General features: G+C 61.2%; 15 protein-coding genes. 6 read left to right on the top strand and 9 right to left on the bottom strand.

Going from position 1 to position 20,806, the window contains the following annotated elements:
* The 5 genes from D5261_RS26600 (at nucleotide 1) to D5261_RS26580 (ending at nucleotide 6,691) form a co-directional block, all read left to right on the top strand.
* A complete protein-coding gene (locus tag D5261_RS26600; protein ID WP_125205761.1) occupies nucleotides 1-1,158 on the top strand; it encodes an SGNH/GDSL hydrolase family protein in 1,158 nt (385 codons plus the stop codon).
* A 169-nt stretch (nucleotides 1,159-1,327) separates the two neighbouring features.
* A complete protein-coding gene (locus D5261_RS26595) occupies nucleotides 1,328-2,218 on the top strand; it encodes a DUF1559 family PulG-like putative transporter (protein WP_119319122.1) in 891 nt (296 codons plus the stop codon).
* A 133-nt stretch (nucleotides 2,219-2,351) separates the two neighbouring features.
* Entirely contained in the window at nucleotides 2,352-4,040 is a 1,689-nt protein-coding gene (locus tag D5261_RS26590) for a helicase HerA domain-containing protein (RefSeq protein ID WP_119319123.1), read from the top strand.
* On the top strand, nucleotides 4,027-5,781 hold the full coding sequence (locus D5261_RS26585; protein ID WP_119319124.1) for a hypothetical protein: 1,755 nt from the start codon (nucleotides 4,027-4,029) through the stop codon (nucleotides 5,779-5,781). The genes D5261_RS26590 and D5261_RS26585 overlap by 14 nt, the downstream gene beginning before the upstream one ends.
* A gap of 13 nt (nucleotides 5,782-5,794) precedes the next feature.
* A complete protein-coding gene (locus D5261_RS26580) occupies nucleotides 5,795-6,691 on the top strand; it encodes a sugar phosphate isomerase/epimerase family protein (RefSeq protein WP_119319125.1) in 897 nt (298 codons plus the stop codon).
* A 78-nt stretch (nucleotides 6,692-6,769) separates the two neighbouring features.
* Here D5261_RS26580 and D5261_RS26575 read toward each other — a convergent pair whose 3' ends face one another.
* The 6 genes from D5261_RS26575 to D5261_RS26550 all read right to left on the bottom strand — a co-directional run bounded on the left by D5261_RS26575 (nucleotide 6,770) and on the right by D5261_RS26550 (nucleotide 14,823).
* Nucleotides 6,770-9,106: a methyl-accepting chemotaxis protein gene (locus D5261_RS26575; RefSeq protein WP_119319126.1), complete on the bottom strand. Its 2,337-nt coding sequence runs from the start codon at nucleotides 9,104-9,106 to the stop codon at nucleotides 6,770-6,772.
* Between the two features lie 105 nt (nucleotides 9,107-9,211).
* Nucleotides 9,212-9,676, bottom strand: a complete 465-nt coding sequence (locus tag D5261_RS26570) for an RrF2 family transcriptional regulator (RefSeq protein ID WP_119319127.1) — start codon at nucleotides 9,674-9,676, stop codon at nucleotides 9,212-9,214.
* A gap of 69 nt (nucleotides 9,677-9,745) precedes the next feature.
* On the bottom strand, nucleotides 9,746-10,645 hold the full coding sequence (locus D5261_RS26565; RefSeq protein ID WP_119319128.1) for a sulfurtransferase: 900 nt from the start codon (nucleotides 10,643-10,645) through the stop codon (nucleotides 9,746-9,748).
* Between the two features lie 40 nt (nucleotides 10,646-10,685).
* Nucleotides 10,686-10,961, bottom strand: coding sequence for an NIL domain-containing protein (locus tag D5261_RS26560; RefSeq protein WP_119319129.1), 276 nt, complete (start codon nucleotides 10,959-10,961; stop codon nucleotides 10,686-10,688).
* Between the two features lie 83 nt (nucleotides 10,962-11,044).
* Complete coding sequence (locus tag D5261_RS26555; RefSeq protein WP_119319130.1) at nucleotides 11,045-13,807, bottom strand: hypothetical protein; 2,763 nt, start codon at nucleotides 13,805-13,807, stop codon at nucleotides 11,045-11,047.
* 119 nt (nucleotides 13,808-13,926) lie between these two features.
* Nucleotides 13,927-14,823 (bottom strand): DUF1559 family PulG-like putative transporter, encoded by an 897-nt coding sequence (locus D5261_RS26550; RefSeq protein WP_354673139.1) that lies wholly within the window; start codon nucleotides 14,821-14,823, stop codon nucleotides 13,927-13,929.
* A gap of 305 nt (nucleotides 14,824-15,128) precedes the next feature.
* Here D5261_RS26550 and aqpZ point away from each other — a divergent pair, with 305 nt between their 5' ends.
* On the top strand, nucleotides 15,129-15,887 hold the full coding sequence (aqpZ, locus tag D5261_RS26545) for an aquaporin Z (protein WP_119319132.1): 759 nt from the start codon (nucleotides 15,129-15,131) through the stop codon (nucleotides 15,885-15,887).
* 53 nt (nucleotides 15,888-15,940) lie between these two features.
* Here aqpZ and D5261_RS26540 read toward each other — a convergent pair whose 3' ends face one another.
* From D5261_RS26540 to D5261_RS26530, 3 genes are all read right to left on the bottom strand, one after another.
* On the bottom strand, nucleotides 15,941-18,688 hold the full coding sequence (locus D5261_RS26540; RefSeq protein WP_119319133.1) for a hypothetical protein: 2,748 nt from the start codon (nucleotides 18,686-18,688) through the stop codon (nucleotides 15,941-15,943).
* A 124-nt stretch (nucleotides 18,689-18,812) separates the two neighbouring features.
* On the bottom strand, nucleotides 18,813-20,294 hold the full coding sequence (gene moeB, locus D5261_RS26535) for a molybdopterin-synthase adenylyltransferase MoeB (protein WP_119319134.1): 1,482 nt from the start codon (nucleotides 20,292-20,294) through the stop codon (nucleotides 18,813-18,815).
* A gap of 19 nt (nucleotides 20,295-20,313) precedes the next feature.
* Entirely contained in the window at nucleotides 20,314-20,748 is a 435-nt protein-coding gene (locus D5261_RS26530; RefSeq protein ID WP_119319135.1) for a M67 family metallopeptidase, read from the bottom strand.
* Nucleotides 20,749-20,806: the final 58 nt, after the last annotated feature.

Genomic DNA, 20,806 nt, shown 5'->3' with positions numbered 1-20,806 from the left:
ATGCGAAGACGATCCACTCGACTCTGGCTCGGACTGTGCGTGCTGCTGGGCTCCGCGATGGACGGCCGCGCGGCGACTTTGGTCTCCGCGACGGACTCCCACATCGCTTACAGTCCCTACAACTGGTGTCAAAGCGTCGCGGCATGCGCCCAGTCGCCTAACCCCGGCGCGTACCTCAAGATGGGCTTCACCGGGACAAGCCTCGCCGTCAATCTTGACGTCTCGCCCGAGACACAGGCCCCCGTTCCCGTCGCTCAGTACCCGATCCTCCGCTACTCGGTGGACGGCAAAGCGCCCGTGACGACGCAGCTGACGCCCACGACCACAAGCATTTCGTGCGCCGCTGGGCTGTCAGGCGGGCCGCATACGCTCCGGATGCAGCTGGTGGCCGGGTACGTGTTTCTGGACTTCTGGACACCGGTCAATGTGGTGCGTATCACCGGTTTCACCCTGGACGACGGCGCCGTCGTGTGCGCGCCCTCGGGCGCCGACGCCCTCCAGCCGCATGCCGCTCTTTTCTACGGCGACTCGATCACCAACGGCGATAACACCGTCGCGAACTTCAAGGATGGCGTTACCAACGCGACGGAGACACAGGACGCGACCGTCGGCTACGTCCAGCCCATCGCGGCGGCGCTGGGCGCCGAGTACGGTGTGGTCGCCTACGGCGGCGCCTCGTGGGACAGCGGCGCGGCGGACAGCCACACGCCGGGGCTGATGACGTTCTGGCAGTCCTTTGACTCCACACATTCCCGTCTCGTATCCGGCAAGCTTTCTCCCATCCCGGACGACATCTTCGTCAATATGGGCGAAAACCGGGGACCGGCGGCTGGGGATGTCTCAAGTCTGCTGACCTCGCTGCGGGCCGCTTCTTCCACTTCTACGAATATCTGGATCATTGTCCCCTTCAGTGGGCGGGCGCGGACGGCGCTCACGGAAGGCTTCGCCTCGTATCGGCGCGCCAGGCCCAAAGATCAGCGCGCCTTTCTGCTCGACATCGGCGACAACCCTTATCTCACCGACAGCGGGGCGACCATGCTCGCGGTCGATGGCCAGCACCCGCTCGCCGCACTCGACGCGCTGCTCGGCGCACAGTTAATCCAGGCCCGGGCGTCGAAACTGAGAGAGACGCTGGGCGCCAAACGGCGGCGCCCGTAATATTCTGAACCCGGCTCTCAAGTGAGACGCCGTTATTTGGATTTTGTTTGGATGAATCGTTATCGCATTTATGCTTGACAGCGTCCATGTTTCGTGCTAATATTGATTGGCGGTGGTTTTATTTTGGTTTTTATTTGGAGTTTTACGGTTGTCGTAAGAGGAGATTATTATGTCCAACGTTCAGTCCAAGCGCGCATCCGGCTTTACTCTGATCGAGCTGCTCGTCGTTATCGCTATCATTGCAATACTTGCTGCGATTCTGTTCCCCGTCTTTGCGAAAGCGCGTGAGAAGGCGCGTCAAATCTCTTGCGCCTCGAACCTCAAGCAAATCGGCTTGGGGATTATGCAGTACACGCAGGACAACGATGAGAATTATCCCACTGGCACGGGGTCGTTAGGACAGGGCTGGGCAGGAACGGTCTATCCGTATGTCAAAAGCACGGGCGTATTCAAATGCCCCGACGATCCCCAGGCGGGGCAAGTCAGCGGCGCCGGCGTCGTGTCCTACACCGTTTCGTACGCCGGTAACCTGAACTTCCTTCGGACCGACGGAAGCGGCAGCCCCACCGATCCGCATAGCGGGCAGTCACTGGCGTCGCTCAGCTCGCCCGCCAAGACCGTACTGCTTTGTGAAATTACCGGGATTTACGGCCCGATCACAAACAGCCCCGAATTTGGCGGCGCCAACGGTGTCGTTTCCGCCGTGACGAACGGACCATTCGACGCCGCGGTCTATCCGTTTATCGGCAACTTCAGCCAAGGCGGCCATATGCGAACGGGATGTCTCGGCGGCCTCGATTGCTCCGCTCAAGTGAATCGAAACGGCGGCGGATATGGATTTGACTCTAAAACCGGGCTGCATACGGACGGCTCGAATTACTTGCTGGCCGACGGTCATGTCAAGTGGTATAAAGGCTCCTCGGTTTCCGGAGGCTCGGTCGCCACGGCGGAAGACTGCAACCAGAACGGAACGCCTAACGTCGCCGACTGCGGATCGAACAACGGAATGTCGGCTGGAACCGCCGGCAGCCAGTTTGCGGTGACCTTCAGCACGAAGTAAGATCTCACGCCCGGCCCAGAAATCCTGACAGGAATTTTGGGTCGCCATCACGAATATCTCTGAAACAAACCGCCTGACGGAAGCTCTATGCTTCTGTCAGGCTGCGTTTATTTCCGGGATCGTGATTTTACCCATGGCATTCAACCAAAAGAACGGCGCGCGCGGCGCGCTGAGTTTGTCCGACGCCGGCTCGCTGTCCCCCGGCCCGCGCCAGCGCGTGGCGATGGGCACGGTCGTGCGCGGCAGTCTTCAGGCTGGCATCCAGATCAAGCTGACCGGGGATCATTCGGTTGAGGACATCCGCGCGGGCAAGTTCGTCGTCATCGACGGCGCGCAGCACGAGTTCTTCGCCATGATCACCGATGTCTCCTTGGACTGCACGTCGCCCCAGGTGCTCGCCAATCCGCCCTCGCCGGATGACGCCTTTTTGCGTCAGGTGCTCAGCGGCACGTCCACCTTCGGCACGCTGACGCTCAAACCCCTGCTCATGCGTCCGCGCGGCGCCGTCGAATTCGATCCGGTCAAGACCGTCCCGACGCACTTCAGCGGGGTGGGGGAGGCGACGGAGGAAGACATCGCCGATATCTTCGGCGCGGAGACGCAGGGCGGCGATTACTTCCATATCGGCTCCCCGTTGGACATGACCGATATCCAGGTCTGTCTGGATTTGAATAAGTTCGTCGAACGCTCCAACGGCATCTTCGGCAAGTCGGGCACCGGCAAGACCTTCCTGACGCGTATCTGTCTGTGCGGCATCATCAAGCACAAGAAGGCCGTCAATCTGGTCTTCGATATGCATGGCGAGTATGGCTGGAAGGGCACCACGGAAGACCCGACCAAAGAGGGCGTGGACGGTCTCAAGAAGTACTTCCCCGACAAAGTGCGCGTCTTCACCCTGGACCGGGCCGCCGCGCTTCGCCGCAAAGTGCTGATCGAAAACGACGTGCATATCCCGTACAGCCAGATCAGCGTGGACGATATTCTGCTGCTGGCGAACGAATTGAATCTGAATCAAAGCGCGGCCGAGACGACCTATCTGCTGGAGCAGCACTATCCCAAAAAGTGGCTCTCCGAACTGCTCAAGATGGACGGCGAGGCGATCAAAACCTTCAGCGAGATCAGCGGCGCGAACGCGCTGTCGCTCGGGGCTTTGAAACGCAAGCTAGGCCGTATGGTCGAAGAGTGCAAGGGCTTTCTGCGCGAGGATCTGCCCGGCGAGGAAGATGACGCGGTGCGGCAGATCATGGGCTGCCTGCTCAAAGGAACGCATGTTGTGCTGGAGTTCGGGCAGTATCGCAAGCCATTGCAGTATATGCTGGTCGCCAATATCCTCACGCGCCAGATCCATAAGAACTATATCGAACTGACCGAAGCGGCGATGGGCGACAAAGGCAAAAAGCCGATGCCGGTCGTGATCACGATCGAGGAGGCGCACAAGTTCCTCAGTCCCAGCCTGGCGCAGCAGACCACCTTCGGCATCATCGCCCGCGAGCTGCGCAAGTACAATGTGACGCTGCTGGTAGTGGACCAGCGGCCCTCGGGGATCGATGACGAGGTGCTTTCGCAGCTTGGCACGCGCATCACCGCGCTGCTCAACGACGAACGCGATATCGACGCCGTCCTGACCGGCGTCTCGGGCGCGCAGGCGCTGCGCGGAGTCCTGGCTTCGCTCGACAGCAAGCAGCAGGCGCTGCTTTTGGGACACGCGGTGCCGATGCCGGTCGTGGTCCAATCGCGCACTTATGACGACTCGGAATTCAAACGAAGCATGGGCGAGTTTAACACTGTCGCGGCGGAAATGGATATTAATGACTGGAAGTAAGACGCGCTCTGCCGCTTTCGTTCTCTCTCTCGTGATGCTTTGCGCGACCCCAGGATTTGCGGAAGACCCGCCGGCCGTGCCGCCGCCGGGAACGCTTCCTCCGGCCACTTCCGGCGCTCCCGTCGCCGCTCCGCAAGCGGCGGCCGCCGCTCCCGCGCCGGCGGCCCCGCTGCCGGAGCTGTCGCTGGACTATGATTTCCTGTCCGGCTCACTGGACAATGGACTGCTGGAAGGCTCCGCCGGCAAACCCGTTCGCCTCAACTACTGCGGCGAGTTCTTTATCGAGGCGGACCGCGTGGCGGGGGATCTCACCCACCAGCGCTTCAGCGCCACGGGATCCGTCAAGGCGTATGATAAGCTGATTGTCATCTCCGCCGATTCGCTGGTGTTCAGCGGCGCCGAACGGCTCGGCTTCAGTGACAATGCGCTGATCTATCAGCGGCCCTATCGCATTCAGGCGGGCCGAATCGACGTGACGCCGGTGGATGTCGTCGTGACCGATGGGTATCTGTCCACGGCGCCTCCCGGAGTCTCGCCTGATTTTGAGCTGCGCGCCTCGAAGATCACTCTCTTTCAGGATCCTCGAATTCCCACGGTCCTGAGAGGACGGGCCGAGAACGCGTCCTTCTATCTGTTCCATAACCGCGTGCTGACGCTGCGGAAGGTCAAATTCCGCTCCGGAGCGACAGCCAGCGGTCCCGGCGCCGAAACAACCGTCGTCCCCGCCTTTGGATACTCCGGGCGCTATGGCCTTTTCTCGGAACTGCGCTATCGCGGCGATCCGCATATGCCGATCGAGGCGTACTTGCTGCTGCCGACGAGACAGTCGCCGCAGGCGCAGGTGACGGCGCATCAAACGCTGATTGCCGGACGGATCCAATCGCCTCCGACGCCGGCCATACCGCCGCGCAGAACGCCTCTGGACGAGCTGCATCAATTCGAACAGGCCGCAAGCCCGCCGCTGCCGTTTGGAGATCCACTGCTGTTCCATGACTTTCTTCAGGATACGCCGACGATCCGGCCATTCGACTCTCCTTCGGGCGGGGGGCTCTATCTGGCGGAAGAAGCATCGGCGCACCTTTCGGCGAGCGGCCGGCGCCGTGACGATCTCTATGTTTCCCGGCTTCCCGAGCTGCGCCTGAACGGCGCTCTCCCGCTGACGCGGGTGCACGCGGCGCCGGCCCTGGGAGACCCTGTCGCATTCCGGCAGTTCCTGCGCCGCCCCGTTGTGTACTTGACCTCCGATTTTATCACGGGCCGGTATTACGAGCAGCCGACCGGGATCCGGGGACAGCGGGACCGGATTCAAGTCGGGTTGTCCACGCGTCCCTGGTTGATCGCTAAGAACACGCTGGTCTTGCCGTCAATCGAAAATACGTACAACCATTACGATAAGAGCAAATCGCTCTACCAGTACACGCAGACAAACCTGGCCGTAGCGCACTACTTCACGGACCGGTCGGCGCTCAGTGTGGAGTATCGTACGAGCAAAGTGACGGGAGACTCCCCCTTTAACTTCGACGTGCTGGATACGTCGCGCGAGGTAATCACGCGGGGGCAGATCGGCAATCACAATATCGCGCTGTCGACTCTGGTCCGGTATGATCTGGTGAACCACGATGTCCTTGACTACCGCGTGACCGTCGCGCCGACGATGCACGGTTTTATACCGACGTTTACTTACAACTTTCGGGAACGCAGCTTAAATATCAACTTCGAAGTGGAAGGAATTTCGTTTTAACGAAAGGGCGACTATGACACAGGAATTGGACATTCGCATCGGCACGCTTGTCGGCGGAAACGGCGACGATCCCGCCGGGTATATCCGGCAGATCGCCCCGTATGGCTTCGAAAGCTTCTCCATCACATTCTGGCAGACACTGGGGGGCGTCGATCTGGCGCGTCTGGCCGAATCCGTCCGCGAGGCGATCGGCGATCGCGATATCACGATCAGCACCGTTGGGATCTTCGGCAATCCGCTGGAGCAGGGCGCACTGGACTTGGAAACGGCGAAGGCCTGGGAAACGCTGATCGACAACGCGCACCTCTTCGGCGCGGATATCGTGTCGGGGTTCACGGGACGTCTGCGCGGCAAAAGCATCCCGGATTCCATCTCGACCTTCAAAGAGGTCTTCGGGCCGCTGGCGAAGCGCGCCGAGGACAAGGGCGTTCGTCTGGCCTTCGAGAACTGTGCGATGGACGGAACCTGGCAGGGCGGCGATTGGAACCTCGCGCATAATCCCGCCGCCTGGGAGCTTCTCTTCGACGCGGTTCCGTCGGAGCATATCGGCCTGGAGTGGGAGCCGTGCCACCAGATGGTCAGCCTGATCGAGCCGCTGCCGCAGATCAAAAAGTGGGCGCCAAAGATTTTCCACGTTCACGGCAAGGACGCGACGATCAAATGGGATGTGGTCAAGACGCACGGCGTCTTCGGTTCCGAGCCCTTCGCCTTCCACCGTACGCCCGGTTTTGGCGACACCAACTGGACCGATGTGATCAGCGAACTGCGCTGGAATGGGTTCCGTGGGGCGATCGACATTGAAGGATGGCACGATCCGGTCTATGTCGGCGACCGGGAGATGACCGGGCAGGTGCATGGACTGCGCTACCTGAAGGGTTGCCGGGGAGAGTTTATTCCGAACCCCGTGTAATCGTTCGCGGAGTGATCCGATTCCAAACGCGCAAAAAAGGCCGGCGATCTCTTGAAGACCGCCGGCCTTTTTTTGCGTTTACGCCGCCCGTCGCGCTCGCGGCGCGGCGGCGGCCAGGGCGGGCTCGTCTTCCAGTCGGAACGCGCCGACCAGCTCACGCAGCTGCTGCGCCATCGTGTTCAGGTCGCTGGCGGACGACTGCACCTGAGCGATGCTTTGCGCCTGCGTCTCCACGGCGGCGGTCACGTTTTGCACGTTGGCCGAGATCTCATCGGCCGCCGCGCTCATCTCTTCCGCCCCGGCGGCGGTTTCCTGGCTGACGGCGGCCACGGACATGATGGCGTGCCCGACTTTCTCGGCGCTCAGAGACATGCCGGCGACGATCTTGGCGTTTTCGGAAGACGTCTCCTGAATGGCGGCAATACTCGACAAGACCAGGTGGACGCTGGCGCTCATCTCCTGGGCGAGAGCGTGGACTCCGGCGACCGCCCCGATGACCGAGTGCGGATCGCTCGAACCGGCGCCCGCCGCGCCCATATGGACCACAGCGGCGTCCACTTCCTGACGGACATCCCCGATCAAGGCGGCGATCTCCTGGGTGGCGATCGCCGAACGTTCGGCGAGCTTGCGCACTTCGTCGGCCACGACCGCGAAGCCTCGTCCTTGTTCACCGGCGCGGGCCGCTTCGATCGCGGCGTTCAGAGCAAGCAGGTTGGTCTGCTCCGCGATCTTTTCAATCGTTTCCACGATCGATCCGATCTCCATACTCTTACCGCCTAGCCGCTGAATGCCGTCCGATGTCGTCTGCACCTGGCGCTGAATGCGGTCCATCTCGTTCAGCGTACGCTCCACCGCCGTGACGGCTTCCCGCATCCGTTCACTCGTCTCGCGTGTGACTTCCTGCTGCCGCTCCCCGCCGCTGTGCACCTGGGTGATCGCCGCGCCGAGTTGATCCATCAAAGCGGACACCGTCGTGGACGCGTCGGCCTGCTGTTCACTTCCGCGCGCGATCTCCAGGCTGGCGCTCGCGGAATGATCGATCGCCTGCGCCACTTCCTGCATGGAAAGCGAGACCGACCGCGCGCCTTCCGCCGTTTGGTCCGACGCCTCCGCGAGCCCCTGGCCCGTCCGGGCGACGGCGGCGGCGCTGAGGCTCACTTCGCCGATCAAACCGCGCAGCGCCAACTGAGCCGCTTCGAACGCAGTCACCGTCTCCTGCGTCTGCCGGATGATGGCGTTCACTTCTCGCGCCATTCGGCCCACTTCGTCCTGCGATGAAATCTCCAGCTCCTGTACATCCGCCGTCACGCGGCGCGTGAGGTCGCCGTTCGCCAGCGCCTTCACGGCGTCGCCCAGCGAGGTGACGCATTCTCGGCGCAATTGCTCCAGCCGTTCCGAGACCAGCACGAGCGTGCCTGTCAAACTGCGGGAAATGGCGTAGACGAGCGCCAGCATCAGCGCCAGGCCGATCAGACCCGTGATGAGCGCGCGCATCTTCAGTGTTTGGATCGGCGCGAGGATCGCCGCCTCGGGGACGCTGAAGGCGACGCGCCAGCCGGTGAAGGGCGAAGAGGCCCAGTAGATCCGGCGCGCTTCGCCGTGGACGCGAACCGTCGCGACGCCCTGGTCCGACGCCGTGAGCGCCTTGCCTTCCAGAAGCGTGTTCGCCGCCGTTCCGGCAAACCCTTTGTGCGCCAGCAGATCCTGGTTGGGGTGGGCGATGACCATTCCGTCACGGCTGACGAGGAACGCGTAATCGCCCTGAGGTTTCGCCCCATCGCCGCCGTTCAGATGCAGGCCGCTCACGATTTCGCGCAGCTTGTCCAGCTTTTGATCGACTCCGGCGACGCCGACGAATTTTCCGTGACTGTCGGAGATCGGGACGCAGACGCTGACCAGCGAAAGATTGGTCCCGCCGTCATCATAGAAGGGTTCGGTGACAAAGATCTTGCCGGTCTTCTTGGGCGTTACGTACCAGTATTGTTTTGGATCGTTGAAATCGTAGTTCCAGCCAAGGGGGGCGGGGCTGTGGTCGCGGTCCGTGCCGACGAGGCCGTAGACGCCTTTGGGGCTTTTGTAATCGTACGCCACCCAGCAGTCGTAGGCTTCCTCGGCGGGGGTATCGCCAAGGACCTGGGCCAGCCAGGGCTGCATGCCCGGGTCGGGGCGGCTGCCGCTGACTTTTTGGCGAGCCGCAATCGTGCGCGGCGTCGCGGCGGCGCGCTTCATCAAATCGTCGAGAGTTTGGGCGGTGGAGTAGACTTGCTTCTGGAGAGTCGCGTTGACTTCGCGCTCCAGGGCCTCGCTGCTGGCGGTGTAACTGACCCAGGCCGTCAGCGCCGACACACTGCAAGTCGCGAGACCGATCAAGAGACAGAGCTTCTGCGCTACCGTGCGCGTTTTCAGTGTTAGCATGATAATCTTCCTTTCGAGCGTCGGCGCTGACGCATTGAGGTAATTATCGGCTAATCCACCCAGAACTGCATGGGGCGGGCGAGTTATTATTGAATTTTGTTGATATTAAATGTAATACATTAATGCTTCAATCGCTTCGTTCGAGCGCGCTTTGGCCTCGGTCTCCCCTTCGCCTTCGGCAAGCACGACGATGGACGTGTTTTCCAGAATCCCGCGGATGGAATCCCGGACCTTGCGCAGGACCTGGGCGAGCTGGGAATGCTCGGCGTCGGTCTCATCCGCCCATTTGGGAATCGGCATCAGCAGACCTTCGAGATGGCGCAGCGCTTCGGCGAGCGAGATCTCTTCGGGGGCGCGGTTGAGGCGATAACCGCCGCGCTGGCCGCGTTTGCTTTCCAGGATACCGGCGTGCGAGAGCGGCAGCAGGACCTGCTCCAGATACTTCTGGGAGGTGTCGCAGCGGGACGCGAGCTCGCCGACTTGAAGGTAACCGTTGCCGTCTTCGCGCCAGTTTCGGACGAGGTCACCGAGAACGCGGAGGCCGTATTGGCTTTTTGTGGTCAATCGCATAGTGGGTAACAGGGGTTGTGGAAGGCGCGGCGCGGCGCCTTCCACGGAGAGTGAGTAGGTCTTTCGAGCCTACGGACAGACTTTCAGATCGCCGCCGGTTCCGGCAACCGTCGCGACTTCGCGCTCGATCGGCGCGCCGATGATGGAGCCCCATTCGGTCCAGGAGCCGTCGTAGTTCTTCGCCTTCTCGTAGCCCAGCAGGTTGTAAAGAACGAACCAGGTGTGCGACGAGCGCTCGCCGATGCGGCAGTACGCGATGACATCCTTGCCCTCGGCGACGCCCTTCGGCTCATAGAAGGCGCGAAGGTCTTCGGCGGACTTGAACGTGCCGTCTTCCTTGACCGCGTTCAGCCACGGGGTGGACTGGGCGCCGGGAATGTGGCCGCCGCGCTGCGCGGTCTCGGTCATTCCGGGAGGCGCGATCACCTTGCCGGTGAATTCGTCGGGGGAGCGGACATCGAGCAGGGTCAGGTTCGGATCGCCCAGCTTCTTCAGGATCTCGTCGCGGAAGGCGCGCAGCTCCCAGTTCGGCTCGGAGGCGGTGTAGGAGGCGGCGGGATAGCTCGGGACCTCGGCGGTCACTTCGCGTCCCTCGGCCAGCCACTTCTTGCGGCCGCCGTTGATGAGCTTCAGCTTGGACTTGTCGTGGCCGAAGATCACGAACAGCCAGTAGCCGAACGTCGCGAACCAGTTGTTATTGTCGCCGTAAAGGACCAGCGTATCGTTGTTGGAGATGCCCGCGTTGCTCAGAAGCGTATTCCACTGCTCTTTGCTGGGAACATCCCGGCGCAGCGTGTCTTCCAGCTCGGTCTGCCAGTTGAAGCCGATCGCGCCGGGAATATGGCTCTGCGCGTAGGCGTCGAGGTCAACATCGATCTCAATCAGCTTATAGTCGCCCGACTTGTACGTCTCGGCGACCCAATCGGTCTCTACCAAGACCTCGGGGTTTGCGTATCCGTTGCCTGCCATCGTTGATAATCTCCTGCGATATCGTGTGATTTTCTTTGTTTTAGTACGCTTGGACGTCGTCCGTGCCGATAAAGCCGACGCCGACGCCGTAGGATTTCAAATAGGCGATGCTTTGGTCGAGCTGGCTGTCGGTGCCGGTTAGCTCCAGCGTGATAAATCCGCCGGTTTCCGGCTCGATCTGCGCGCGCCGGATGTCGGCGCTCACATCGAACTTCTTGATCGCTTCCGCCAGGCGGGGCTGATTGACCTGATCGACGGGGAAGGTCAGATTGAGCCGGACGCTTTGCCGCGTTTCGGGCGTGTTTTCCGTGGCCATGGGCTACCTCACAGTTTATTGTCTACAATGCCTATTGCTTTACAGGACAATGGGTTCGTTATACCTTCGCCGGGGGCAGGCTGTCAAGGTTTCTTTAAGAATTCGTTCGCGGCTTTGTCGATCGGGTTACTTTCCTTTAATTGTGACACATCCAGCACGAATCCCCGCCATGCGCTCTTGCCGTTCGCCATTTCCGTCAGCCGATCTTTCAAAAGCTCGATCAGTTTGGCGTCGTCGGGGATATTGGAAGGCGTGACGGTAAACAGGGTGTCCTTGGATTGCGCGCGCGCCTGCTCCGCGGCGGTCGGCGGCGCCTTTGGGATGGGATCGTCATAATTTTGATCGGTCAGGAGAAACGGCGGAGGCAGCGCGGAGCTGTCCCAGCTTCCATACCATTCCAAGTCGGGATGGAGACTGGACGTATAATCCGGGCGCTTGCGCAGGAGGATGGGCTGGGGGAGCCGGCCCGCCGGAGTCTCATGGTCGATCGCGGCCCTCATCGCTCGCAAAAGCTGAATATTCGCGTCATTCAAGAAGTCGGGCCATTGTTTTTCGAAGGCGCTGTTGTTCGCCACATACCCTTGACTCCACACTTCCGGTATGGTCTGCGCCTGTAGATTTAAATCGAGCGGCTTCAGGTCGATGGGATCAAGATGCGCTTTGCGCAGAAACGCCAGGCGCGCGGGGAGCGTGTAGCCCAGGCGGGAGAAGAACTCCAGGTCGTCTGGCCGCTGTCGATTGTAGCCAGGAGCTTCCGTCGTTCTCCAGACCAGCCCGGCAATTCCCGGCTGCGCCGCCAGGGACTTTGCGGCGGTCGTGAGGCGAGTCGCTGCTTCCCGGGAAAATGGACTGACAAAGATCTCCTGATAGCCCATTTCCGGCATGGAGAAGTCGAGGCCAAATTTCTTGGCGATCTCCAAAACTCGGTTCATGCTGGCGATATCGTCTTCATTGCGTCGCCGCCAGTGGAGATTGGATTGCAGGGAATCCTCGCCTAAGATCGTCCAATCCTTTGCCGCGTCCGGCGCGCTTTGCCCCCACTTCAGGACATCCATGACCGGGTATATGGCGATCCCTTTGCCGGCCGCCGCATGGACGGCGGCTTTGACCGATTCGGGATGCGCTTCGCCGTCGTAAAATGCGGCGACCCACAGTTCATTCAGTCCCAGGCGCATCATGGAAGTGACGACCGCGCCGGCGTCTTGAGGTGATTGCAGACGGCAAAGAAGCGCGCGGCGCGGAGCGGCGGGCAGCAGCGTCTTCAAGTGTGCGGCGGCGTTCGGGTCTCGTTTCGCGTCCTGGTCCGCCTTATCGTGGGTAAACTCCTGACTGATGTTCGCCATCTCTGTTTCCAGCGACTGATGATAAAGGTCGTACTGCGAGGGCGCCAGCATCCCCATTTTGAGAGGGCGCAGATCGCTCGGAAACGTAATCCACACCATGGGAGATCCCCCAAAGATGACGTCTCCCGCAAGGTTTGCTTGATAAGGCGCCTGGCCGCCATATCGTGGCTCACGCTTGAGATCGGCGGCGAGTTGCTTGGCCGCCGCTTGCTGGCTCGGCGTTAGTTTCCCCATGGGCAGACTGACAAGGTTGAGATTTTCGATGGGCTGGCCGAGGGCTTTGATCTGTTCGTCCGTCAGTGGGACGCCGTCGCCGAAGGCGGGCAGAACCGTGTCGCCATGAAGTTTATGGATCTTTTCACTGGCGGCGGTGAGGGGCTTGGCGCGCAATTTTTCGACATCTTGTTCGTATTCCCACCATGTCTGCGTGCGCATACCGGCTCCAGTGAGGTCGGCGGTGAGGACATACGCCGGTCCCACTCCGCGGTACGTCGAGGCGATTCCAAAGGCCAGCGCGCGAAGCAGGTCTCGCGCTTTCAGGACGGACGTCGGTCCTGTGACCATAAAACTGATCTGCTCGTAGCGCTGATCCGCATAAATCTCCATCCTCGTCGCCTGGCGGATCCGATCGATCAGCTGTCCGACGGTGTTCAAGCCGGTGATATCCACCGTCGCGTTGAGCGCCTTGCCGGTAAAGTCCAGATCGCTGGTTTTCGGGTTGTTCGGGATTTCCCGCCGCACCGAGGCGCTGAGGGCTGTCTTATCCGCCGGAGAGGAGCGCGTCATGATGTCACGGTATGCGGGATCGAGGATTTCCGCCAGGCTTCCGGACGAGATGCTGGAGGAATCGCTTTTGAGGCTGGTCAGCATCATCGACCATTCGGATCCCAGCCGCAGATGCGCGCCCTGCATTTCCTGGTCGGAAATCTCATGGACTTCATGTGTCACTCGGCCGACGGTCTCGTAGTTCTTGTGCAGGAGCATCGCCGACCACATCGCATGCTGTTCGTTGGTTGTCAGATCGACATCCGCGATCCCGCGTCCGGTGGTAAGTTTCGTCCACTGATCCTGGTCCAGGCTGGCCGCTAGCAGCACCAGGATCTGCCGGGGATCCATTCCCGCGTAAATATCCGCATCGCTCGGGGCGTCGTTGAACTCGGTCATCGTCAGCGGGCCGAGCGCGATCAGCGAACCGAACTCGGCCTTGGAGCGTCCGAACGCCGTCATGACCTGCGTGAGAGAATCGCCGGGAACCGAAGGGACGGCGCCGGTGGGGATGTGCTGTCCGGGGGCGATTGCGAAGATCGTGTCGGTGGGAGCGATCTTTGCGAATGCGAGCGCCTCGCGCAGCCTCAAGCGCGGCGCGACCGGCGGCGCGGTCGGCGTTGCTGGGACACCGGGCGTCGCCACAGGCGGAAGGGCGCCGGGCGGCGACTGCGCCGTGGCCGGCGCCGATGCGATCAGGGCCATTGTCAGAGTGAGTAACGGAAGATGAGGGCGCATAAGGGGTTCCCAAATCGATCCCGAAATGCGGCGATCGTGATGATTTAGGATACCCCGTGACAGAGAGTATTCGCGGAAGAGTTTCGTGGTTTTGCTTGCATACGGCGCCATGCGGCCTGCTAAATGGCGCTAAACGTCATGCTGACCGTCGCGCCGCTCTGCTGCGTCATGCTGCCCGTTCCTGCCGCCTTGCCAGCGTTGTGCGCGGCGTCGTGAATCTCCGCCGTGCTTGCGTTCGCAGCGGACAGTCCGCCGGAAACGCGTTCGGGCCTTAGCCATTTGACATGACCGTCCGCCGCCAGATAATTGGAGCCGTCCGTATGTCGTCCCTTAAGCATCGGCGGAGAATAATGTCGATTCAGCGCGTAGCCGCCAATGTCGCCTGTCGCATATTGCGCCACGCCGTTGTTGGTGGTGGGGCCGTCGAAGAGGTCGCCGGAAATTGAGCCCGTGCCGTTGCCGGTTCGGACCTCCTCGGTCGTCGTCAAATCGACGCCGTATTGGGGAACGCCGCCGACGACGGCGTTTGTGTTGCCCTGGATTTCAAAGAGTAGAACGGTATTGGAGGGGCTGCCCCAGGAGGCGATGGCCGGATAAGTCGCCGCTCCGTTGAAAAAAATGGCGGTCATCACGTCGCCGACGTTGTCCGTCCCGAAAATTAGGTTTGTGTTCATCGCGTACGAGATCTTGGAAGTCCCGGCGATGGGCGAGCTGGGATCGTCCGGGCATCCGTAGACGCCGGCGCTTTTGATGTAAGGGTAGATGCGGCCGCCCCAGCCCTGACCATACGGGTCTCCGACCGGAGTCAGTTCATCATTATCTTGTTCGTACTGCGTAAAGCCCAGACCGAGCTGGCGCAAGTTGCTGGCGCAGGAGGTTTGGCGGGCCTTTTCGCGAGCCTTGGCGAAGACGGGAAAGAGAATCGCCGCGAGAATCGCAATGATAGCTATCACGACGAGGAGCTCAATCAGAGTGAAGGCTGAGGTCGATCGGGACGGTTTGAATGGGTGAAGCATGGTGATCTGTTCCTTTGTCGGACGTTCAAAGATGCGCTTGATAAACACACTATAGTCACTCACCCTTAACCAATCCTTAACAACGCGCGGCTCGAATAAAATTTCTGGCGATATTCATAATTTTGTCTGTTTCAGTACGCCAATATTGTGCAGGAAACTCCTTCCGTTGCGGCGAACGATCCTTCGCTGGTACGACCTCCAAACGCAAGTACGGCTAGAAAGGACGCGTGAGGGTTTCACGCACGATTTCGTCGGGCAAGTGTTCTCAACTCGTTGAAGGAGTCGTTACGATGTCTACTCTCCCAATGTCGAAGCGCGCCGCGGCTGAGTTTCTCGGCACGGCATGGCTGGTCTTTGGCGGCTGCGGCAGCGCCGTTCTGGCCGCGAAGTTTCTCCTGACGGATAATTCCAACATCAATCTCGGCATCGGCTTTGTCGGCGTTGCGCTGGCGTTCGGCCTCACGGTTCTGACGATGGCCTACGCGATCGGGCACATCTCCGGATGTCACCTCAACCCCGCCGTCTCCGTTGGCCTCTGCGCCGGCGGGCGATTTCCGGCCTCGGATCTGCTCCCTTACATCGTCGCTCAGGTGCTCGGCGGCGTCGCCGGCGCTGGCGCGCTCTACCTCATTGCGTCCGGCCAGCCCGGCTTCAGTACGTCGGGCGGCTTCGCCTCCAACGGGTACGGCCTGCATTCCCCCGGAGGCTACTCCATTGGGGCGTGTTTCGTGTCGGAAGTCGTACTCACGTTCGCGTTCCTGATCATCATTATGGGCGCGACCGACGGCCGCGCGCCCAAAGGCTTCGCCCCGATCGCCATCGGCCTGGGGCTGACGCTGATCCACTTGATCGGCATTCCCGTGACCAACCTCTCCGTCAATCCCGCCCGCAGCACCGGCCCCGCGCTGTTTGTCGGCGGGTGGGCGCTCGCGCAGCTCTGGCTGTTCTGGGTGGCGCCGATCATCGGCGGCGCTCTGGGAGGCGTGGTTTACAATCTGCTGGCGGGAAGCACGGAAGCGGAGAAGCCGGCCATTGTGGGCGAGCCGGAGCTGGCGCGCAGATAACGCGTGGATTGTTCTCAGGCATGGACGCAGTTCGAGGAAGAAGGCCGACGATTTTAATCGCCGGCCTTCTTCACGTCGGGCGCGGCGGATTTAGCCGCCATTTCGGCCGCGATTCTGGCGAGCGGTTCGCCGTCCGGAAGCTGGGTGACGTCCAGCACGAACCCTTGCCAGGAAGATTTGCCGGTCGCTATCTCTTTGAGGGTATCGCCGAGCAGGGCGATGAATTTTGCGCAATCGAGAGGGGATTGCGGCGTGAAGAAGATCCGCGACTCTTTGGACTGGCTCGACGCCTGCGCTGCGGGATCGGGGATCTTGGCCGCCGCATCCGGCGTGTCCTGTGCGCGGACGAGGGAAGGCAGAGGGGCGCTGGAAGAGTCCCAGGAACCGAACCAGTGCGTGTTTTTGTCGTCGGTCATTTCGTAGTCCCGGCGCTGCTGTACGAAAATCGGGAGGCGCGCGCCTTTCGATTTTGGCTGCGCGTCGTGAGACAATTTGCGCAGAAACTCCACGTTGGCGCCAAAGAGAAACGCACGCCACTTCGCCGACATATCCGTTCCGCCTTCTGTGTTTGGCTGCATCCATACCGGCCATGCGTGCGCCTGAGTCTGCTCGGCGACGATATCGATCGGATCGACACGCCATTTGCGCAGGAAGGCGACTCGCGCCGGCGTCGTGTATCCCAGAGATGCGTAGAACTCGTTGTCGAACGTCCGAGGGATATCGTCATACCCGGACGGCAACGTGTCGTTCCATACCATCCCCCCGATCCCCGGAGTCGCCGCCAGATCGCGGACGACGGTTTCCAGTTTTGCCCGCGTCGCCTCCGAGAACGGGCTGACGATCATCTCATGGTATCCCATATCGGGGATGGGAAAGTCCGCGCCAATCTCGTCCCGCACGTGTTTGACTTGCTGCATCATCGCGAAATCGTCGGCGCTTCGCGCCCGCCAATGCGCGTTCGATTGCAGCGAGTTCTCGCCCAGGATCGTTACATCCCACGCGTCTTCGGTCGCCGATTGTCCCCAGGAGAAGAGACTCACGACGGGAAACACCGTGATTCCCTTTTGGACGGCGTAGCGTATCGTCGATTTTAAAAGATCCCGCTGTTCCTGTCCCTCGGTGAAGGTTTTGAGCCAGAGTTCATGGAAGCCTGCGGTCGCCATGGAGTCCAGAAGAGCCGCCGCTTCTTTCTCCGATCTCGGAGCCGCGAGCAGGGCGCTCCGTTTCACTTGCGCCAGCAGCGATTTCAGATGCGCGGCGGCGTCCTTATCACCTTTGGCGTCCTGTTGCGCTTTCTGCCTCAGAAGCATTTGACGAAAGCCTTGCATATTTTCGTCATCCGAGCGCCGGAAAAGATCGTATCGTGTCGGCGAGAAGTCCGTGAGTTCGAGCGGCTTCGGGATATTGGGAAGAATGATGTGGACGACCGGATCGTCTTGCAGCACGACCTTTTGCGTGAGATCCGCCTGGTAGGGATGGCCTGGCTGGGATTGTACTTTGACAAGCGCGGCCGCCAAATCTTTCGCCGCCGCTTTCTGCGAGGGGGTCAACTGATCGAATGGCAGCTCTAAATGGCTGAGGTTTTCGATTGGCTGATTAAAATTCCTGATCTGTTCCGCGCTCAGCGCCAGCGGGCTGTCCGTCGGCAGATCGGCGTCGCCGTGTTCTCTGTGAATCTTTCCGCTCGCCGCCGAGACCGGCTTCCGGCGCAGCGTCTCCACATCCCGTTCGAAGTCTCGCCAGACCTGCGTCCGCGCGCCGGCGCCGGTCAGATCATCGGTGAGAACGTAGGCTGGTCCGACTCGGCGATACGCCCCCGCCACGACAAACGCCAGGGCTCGCAGAAGATCCGCCGCCGATTTCGCCGAGATATCTCCGGTGAGCAGAAGCGGCCATTGCTCCATTCGCTGATCCGCATAGATCTCAACGCCGGTCTGCGCGCGCACGCGATCCACGAGGCCGCCCACCGTTGTCACGCCCGTTGTCTCGATCATGGCGCGCAGGCGGCGATCGCCCCAGTCCAGATCGCTTGGCTTCGGAGTATTTGGCGCCTCCACGCTGGCGAGAGGGCCGTGGGAGGCGTCGCTTTGCCCGTCATCCCACATGTAAAGTCCATCCATTCCGGACGGCCCATATTGATCCACGTCTTCGTTCGTCAGGCTCTGGCTGTTGTCCGCCTTGTTATAGAGACGCATGCGAATGGTGGAAGTGAGACGAAGGCGGGCGCGCATCAGATCTTCTTTATGAACCTCTGTCCCCGTGTTTCCTACTTGATAGTCAATTCGATGATAGCCCCAGAGCGCCGCCCACATCGCATGCTGCTCGCGGGTTGTGAGATCGGAATCGGCAATTCCGCTTTTGCCCGTCAGCAATCCCCATTGATCCTGGCTGAGAGTCGCTGCCAGCAGTACGAGAACCTGCTTGGGCGGCATTCCGGAATAGATATCGGAACCGCTCGGCGCGTCGTTAAACACGGTCATCATCGTGGGACCCAGGGCTGTCACCGCGCCAAACTCCATCTTGAGGAGGCCAAACGCCTGGGCGATCTGAGGAAGAGAATCCCCAGCCGCCGGAGGAATCGCGGAGGGAAGGGATTTGCGCTCCGGATAAGTCGCGAGAACCAGCACGCCTTTGGGAACGCTCGCCTGCGCCACGGCGGCCGAGAGCGCCACACGCGGCGCGGCCGGCAGAGGCGTCGCGGCGGCGGCCGGAGGCGGTTCAGGTATCTGCGCGTGGATCGGAGAAGAGAAGGGCAGGGCGGCGATTGCCGCCAGGGTCGCAAGATGAAATTTGTGGCGCATCGGGCACTCCAGAGAACGGACACGGCGCTGGCGGTCGTTTGATCTTTTCTATGGAACGTGTTCGGGACAAAAAAGTTGCGGCGCGGCAAAAATGCCGCGCCGCAACTTTGGGACGAGAAGCGATTTAGTACTTCGGCACGCTCGGATCGACATCGTCGGACCAGGCGGTGATGCCGCCGGTCAGGTTCTGGAGATGTTTGAACCCGGCGTCCTTGAAGATCTGGAGCGCCTTCGCGGAGCGGCCGCCCATTTTGCATTGGAGGACGATCTCGGAGTCTTTGTCGAACTCGTGCAGGCGGTCGGCGACGGTGGCGAGCGGGACGAGCTTGGCGCCGGGAATCTTTGCGATGGCGTATTCGTGCGGCTCGCGGACATCGACCAGGGTGAACTTGTCGCCGCGATCGAAGCGGGCCTTCAGCTCCTTGGCGGTGATCTCTTCGCTCTTGCCCAGAACCTGGGGAGCGTCGCCGCCGCGGCCGATGCCGCAGAACTCATCGTAGTCGATCAGCGCGGTGACGGTCGGGTGCTCGCCGCAGACCGGGCACTCCGGATTTTTGCGCAGTTTCAGCTCGCGGAAGGACATCTTCAGCGCGTCGAAGAGCATCAGGCGGCCGATCAGCGGCTTACCTTCGCTCAGGATCAGCTTGACGGCTTCGATGGCCTGGATCACGCCGATGATGCCGGGGAGGACACCCAGGACGCCGCCTTCGGCGCAGCTGGGGACCAGTCCGGGCGGGGGCGGTTCCGGATACAGACAGCGATAGCAGGGACCGTCCTTGGCGAAGAACACGGTGGCCTGGCCCTCAAATCGGAAGATGGAGCCGTAGACGTTCGGCTTGCCCAGCAGCACGCAGGCGTCATTCACCAGGTAACGGGTCTGGAAGTTGTCCGTACCGTCGGCGATCACATCGTAATCCTTGAGGATTTCTAAGGCGTTCTCGGAGGTCAGCATCACTTCGTGCTTGATGATGTTGACGTGCGGGTTAATCTCTTTGAGCGTCTGTTCGGCGCTGTCGATCTTGGGCGTGCCGACGGTGCTTTCGCGATGGACGATCTGGCGCTGGAGGTTGGTGAGATCGACGATGTCGAAATCGACCAAGCCGATGGTGCCGACGCCCGCCGCCGCGAGGTACATGGTGAGCGGAGCGCCGAGGCCGCCGGTGCCGATGCACAGGACCTTGGCCGCCTTCAGCCGCTTCTGGCCTTCCAGCGTGACTTCGGGCATGATCAGGTGGCGCGAGTAGCGCAGGATCTCGTCGTTCGTGAACTCGACTTCGTCGGGATCGGCCGCGAGGTGGAACGACGGCGCGCCGCCGTGTCCGACCGCATCGATGCCGCCGGCGATGCTTGGGACGATCGTGAGGGTGTCGCCATCCTTGATCTGAGTGGCGTCGCCGCCGCTATAGCGGCTGTCTTCGTCGTTGACATACACGTTCACGAAGCTGCGGATCGTGCCGTCTTCATTGAATACGTGCTTGCGCAGGTCGGGGAACTGCGTGGCGATATGCGTCAGCGCTTCGCCGACATTCACGCCTTCGGCATTGATCTCTTCCTGATTATTGGCATACCGCTGCATCGGTGTCGGTATGACGATCTTTACGGCCATCTCGTCGTATTCTCCTGGGTTAATTCTCGGAATTGACTATCCGAACGGCGTCCTGCGTGTACCCGCTATGGTCGTCCAGCAGGAGCCAGTTGTTCATTTCTGCGGGTTGTCCGCTCAAAACGGAGACAATGATGTAACAGTAGCCCTGCCAGGCATGTTCCCGGTCGAACTCTGATGGGCTCGCGGGGGCGTCGGGGTGGCTGTGGTAGAACCCCACCACGCTCAGCCCGGCGGCGCGCGCCGCCTTGTCCACGCGCATCAATTCCCCCGGATCGATTTCGAATCGATTCCGGGGGGAATCCTGGCGCGTATTGTCGGCCGCGCGGACCTCGTGGACCGCGACTCCCTCCGCGCCGGGCTTCCCGATCAGGAAGCCGCAGCATTCGTGAGGATAGTCGCGCTGCGCATGAGCGCGCATCTCGGCGTCGAGAGCGGTGGTAAAAATGATAGGCATGGCGTTGGCAAATCGCCTCCGCTGACGGGAGTGACTGCGATTTGCCTATTATTGTACC

Source organism: Capsulimonas corticalis, from assembly GCF_003574315.2.
Lineage (GTDB): Bacteria > Armatimonadota > Armatimonadia > Armatimonadales > Capsulimonadaceae > Capsulimonas > Capsulimonas corticalis.
The sequence above is the reverse complement of the archived record's forward strand: the minus strand, read 5'-3'. Positions and strand labels throughout refer to the sequence as shown.

What these genes read in the sequence shown, in the direction of transcription:
- D5261_RS26585 (WP_119319124.1), top strand. Translation starts at nt 4,027, where the DNA reads ATGACTGGAAGTAAGACGCGCTCTGCCGCTTTCGTTCTCTCTCTCGTG.
- D5261_RS26550 (WP_354673139.1), bottom strand. Translation starts at nt 14,823, where the DNA reads ATGCTTCACCCATTCAAACCGTCCCGATCGACCTCAGCCTTCACTCTG.
- D5261_RS26560 (WP_119319129.1), bottom strand. Translation starts at nt 10,961, where the DNA reads ATGGCCACGGAAAACACGCCCGAAACGCGGCAAAGCGTCCGGCTCAAT.
- D5261_RS26565 (WP_119319128.1), bottom strand. Translation starts at nt 10,645, where the DNA reads ATGGCAGGCAACGGATACGCAAACCCCGAGGTCTTGGTAGAGACCGAT.
- D5261_RS26590 (WP_119319123.1), top strand. Translation starts at nt 2,352, where the DNA reads ATGGCATTCAACCAAAAGAACGGCGCGCGCGGCGCGCTGAGTTTGTCC.
- D5261_RS26595 (WP_119319122.1), top strand. Translation starts at nt 1,328, where the DNA reads ATGTCCAACGTTCAGTCCAAGCGCGCATCCGGCTTTACTCTGATCGAG.
- moeB (WP_119319134.1), bottom strand. Translation starts at nt 20,294, where the DNA reads ATGGCCGTAAAGATCGTCATACCGACACCGATGCAGCGGTATGCCAAT.
- D5261_RS26575 (WP_119319126.1), bottom strand. Translation starts at nt 9,106, where the DNA reads ATGCTAACACTGAAAACGCGCACGGTAGCGCAGAAGCTCTGTCTCTTG.
- D5261_RS26555 (WP_119319130.1), bottom strand. Translation starts at nt 13,807, where the DNA reads ATGCGCCCTCATCTTCCGTTACTCACTCTGACAATGGCCCTGATCGCA.
- D5261_RS26540 (WP_119319133.1), bottom strand. Translation starts at nt 18,688, where the DNA reads ATGCGCCACAAATTTCATCTTGCGACCCTGGCGGCAATCGCCGCCCTG.
- D5261_RS26570 (WP_119319127.1), bottom strand. Translation starts at nt 9,676, where the DNA reads ATGCGATTGACCACAAAAAGCCAATACGGCCTCCGCGTTCTCGGTGAC.
- D5261_RS26580 (WP_119319125.1), top strand. Translation starts at nt 5,795, where the DNA reads ATGACACAGGAATTGGACATTCGCATCGGCACGCTTGTCGGCGGAAAC.
- D5261_RS26530 (WP_119319135.1), bottom strand. Translation starts at nt 20,748, where the DNA reads ATGCCTATCATTTTTACCACCGCTCTCGACGCCGAGATGCGCGCTCAT.
- D5261_RS26600 (WP_125205761.1), top strand. Translation starts at nt 1, where the DNA reads ATGCGAAGACGATCCACTCGACTCTGGCTCGGACTGTGCGTGCTGCTG.
- aqpZ (WP_119319132.1), top strand. Translation starts at nt 15,129, where the DNA reads ATGTCGAAGCGCGCCGCGGCTGAGTTTCTCGGCACGGCATGGCTGGTC.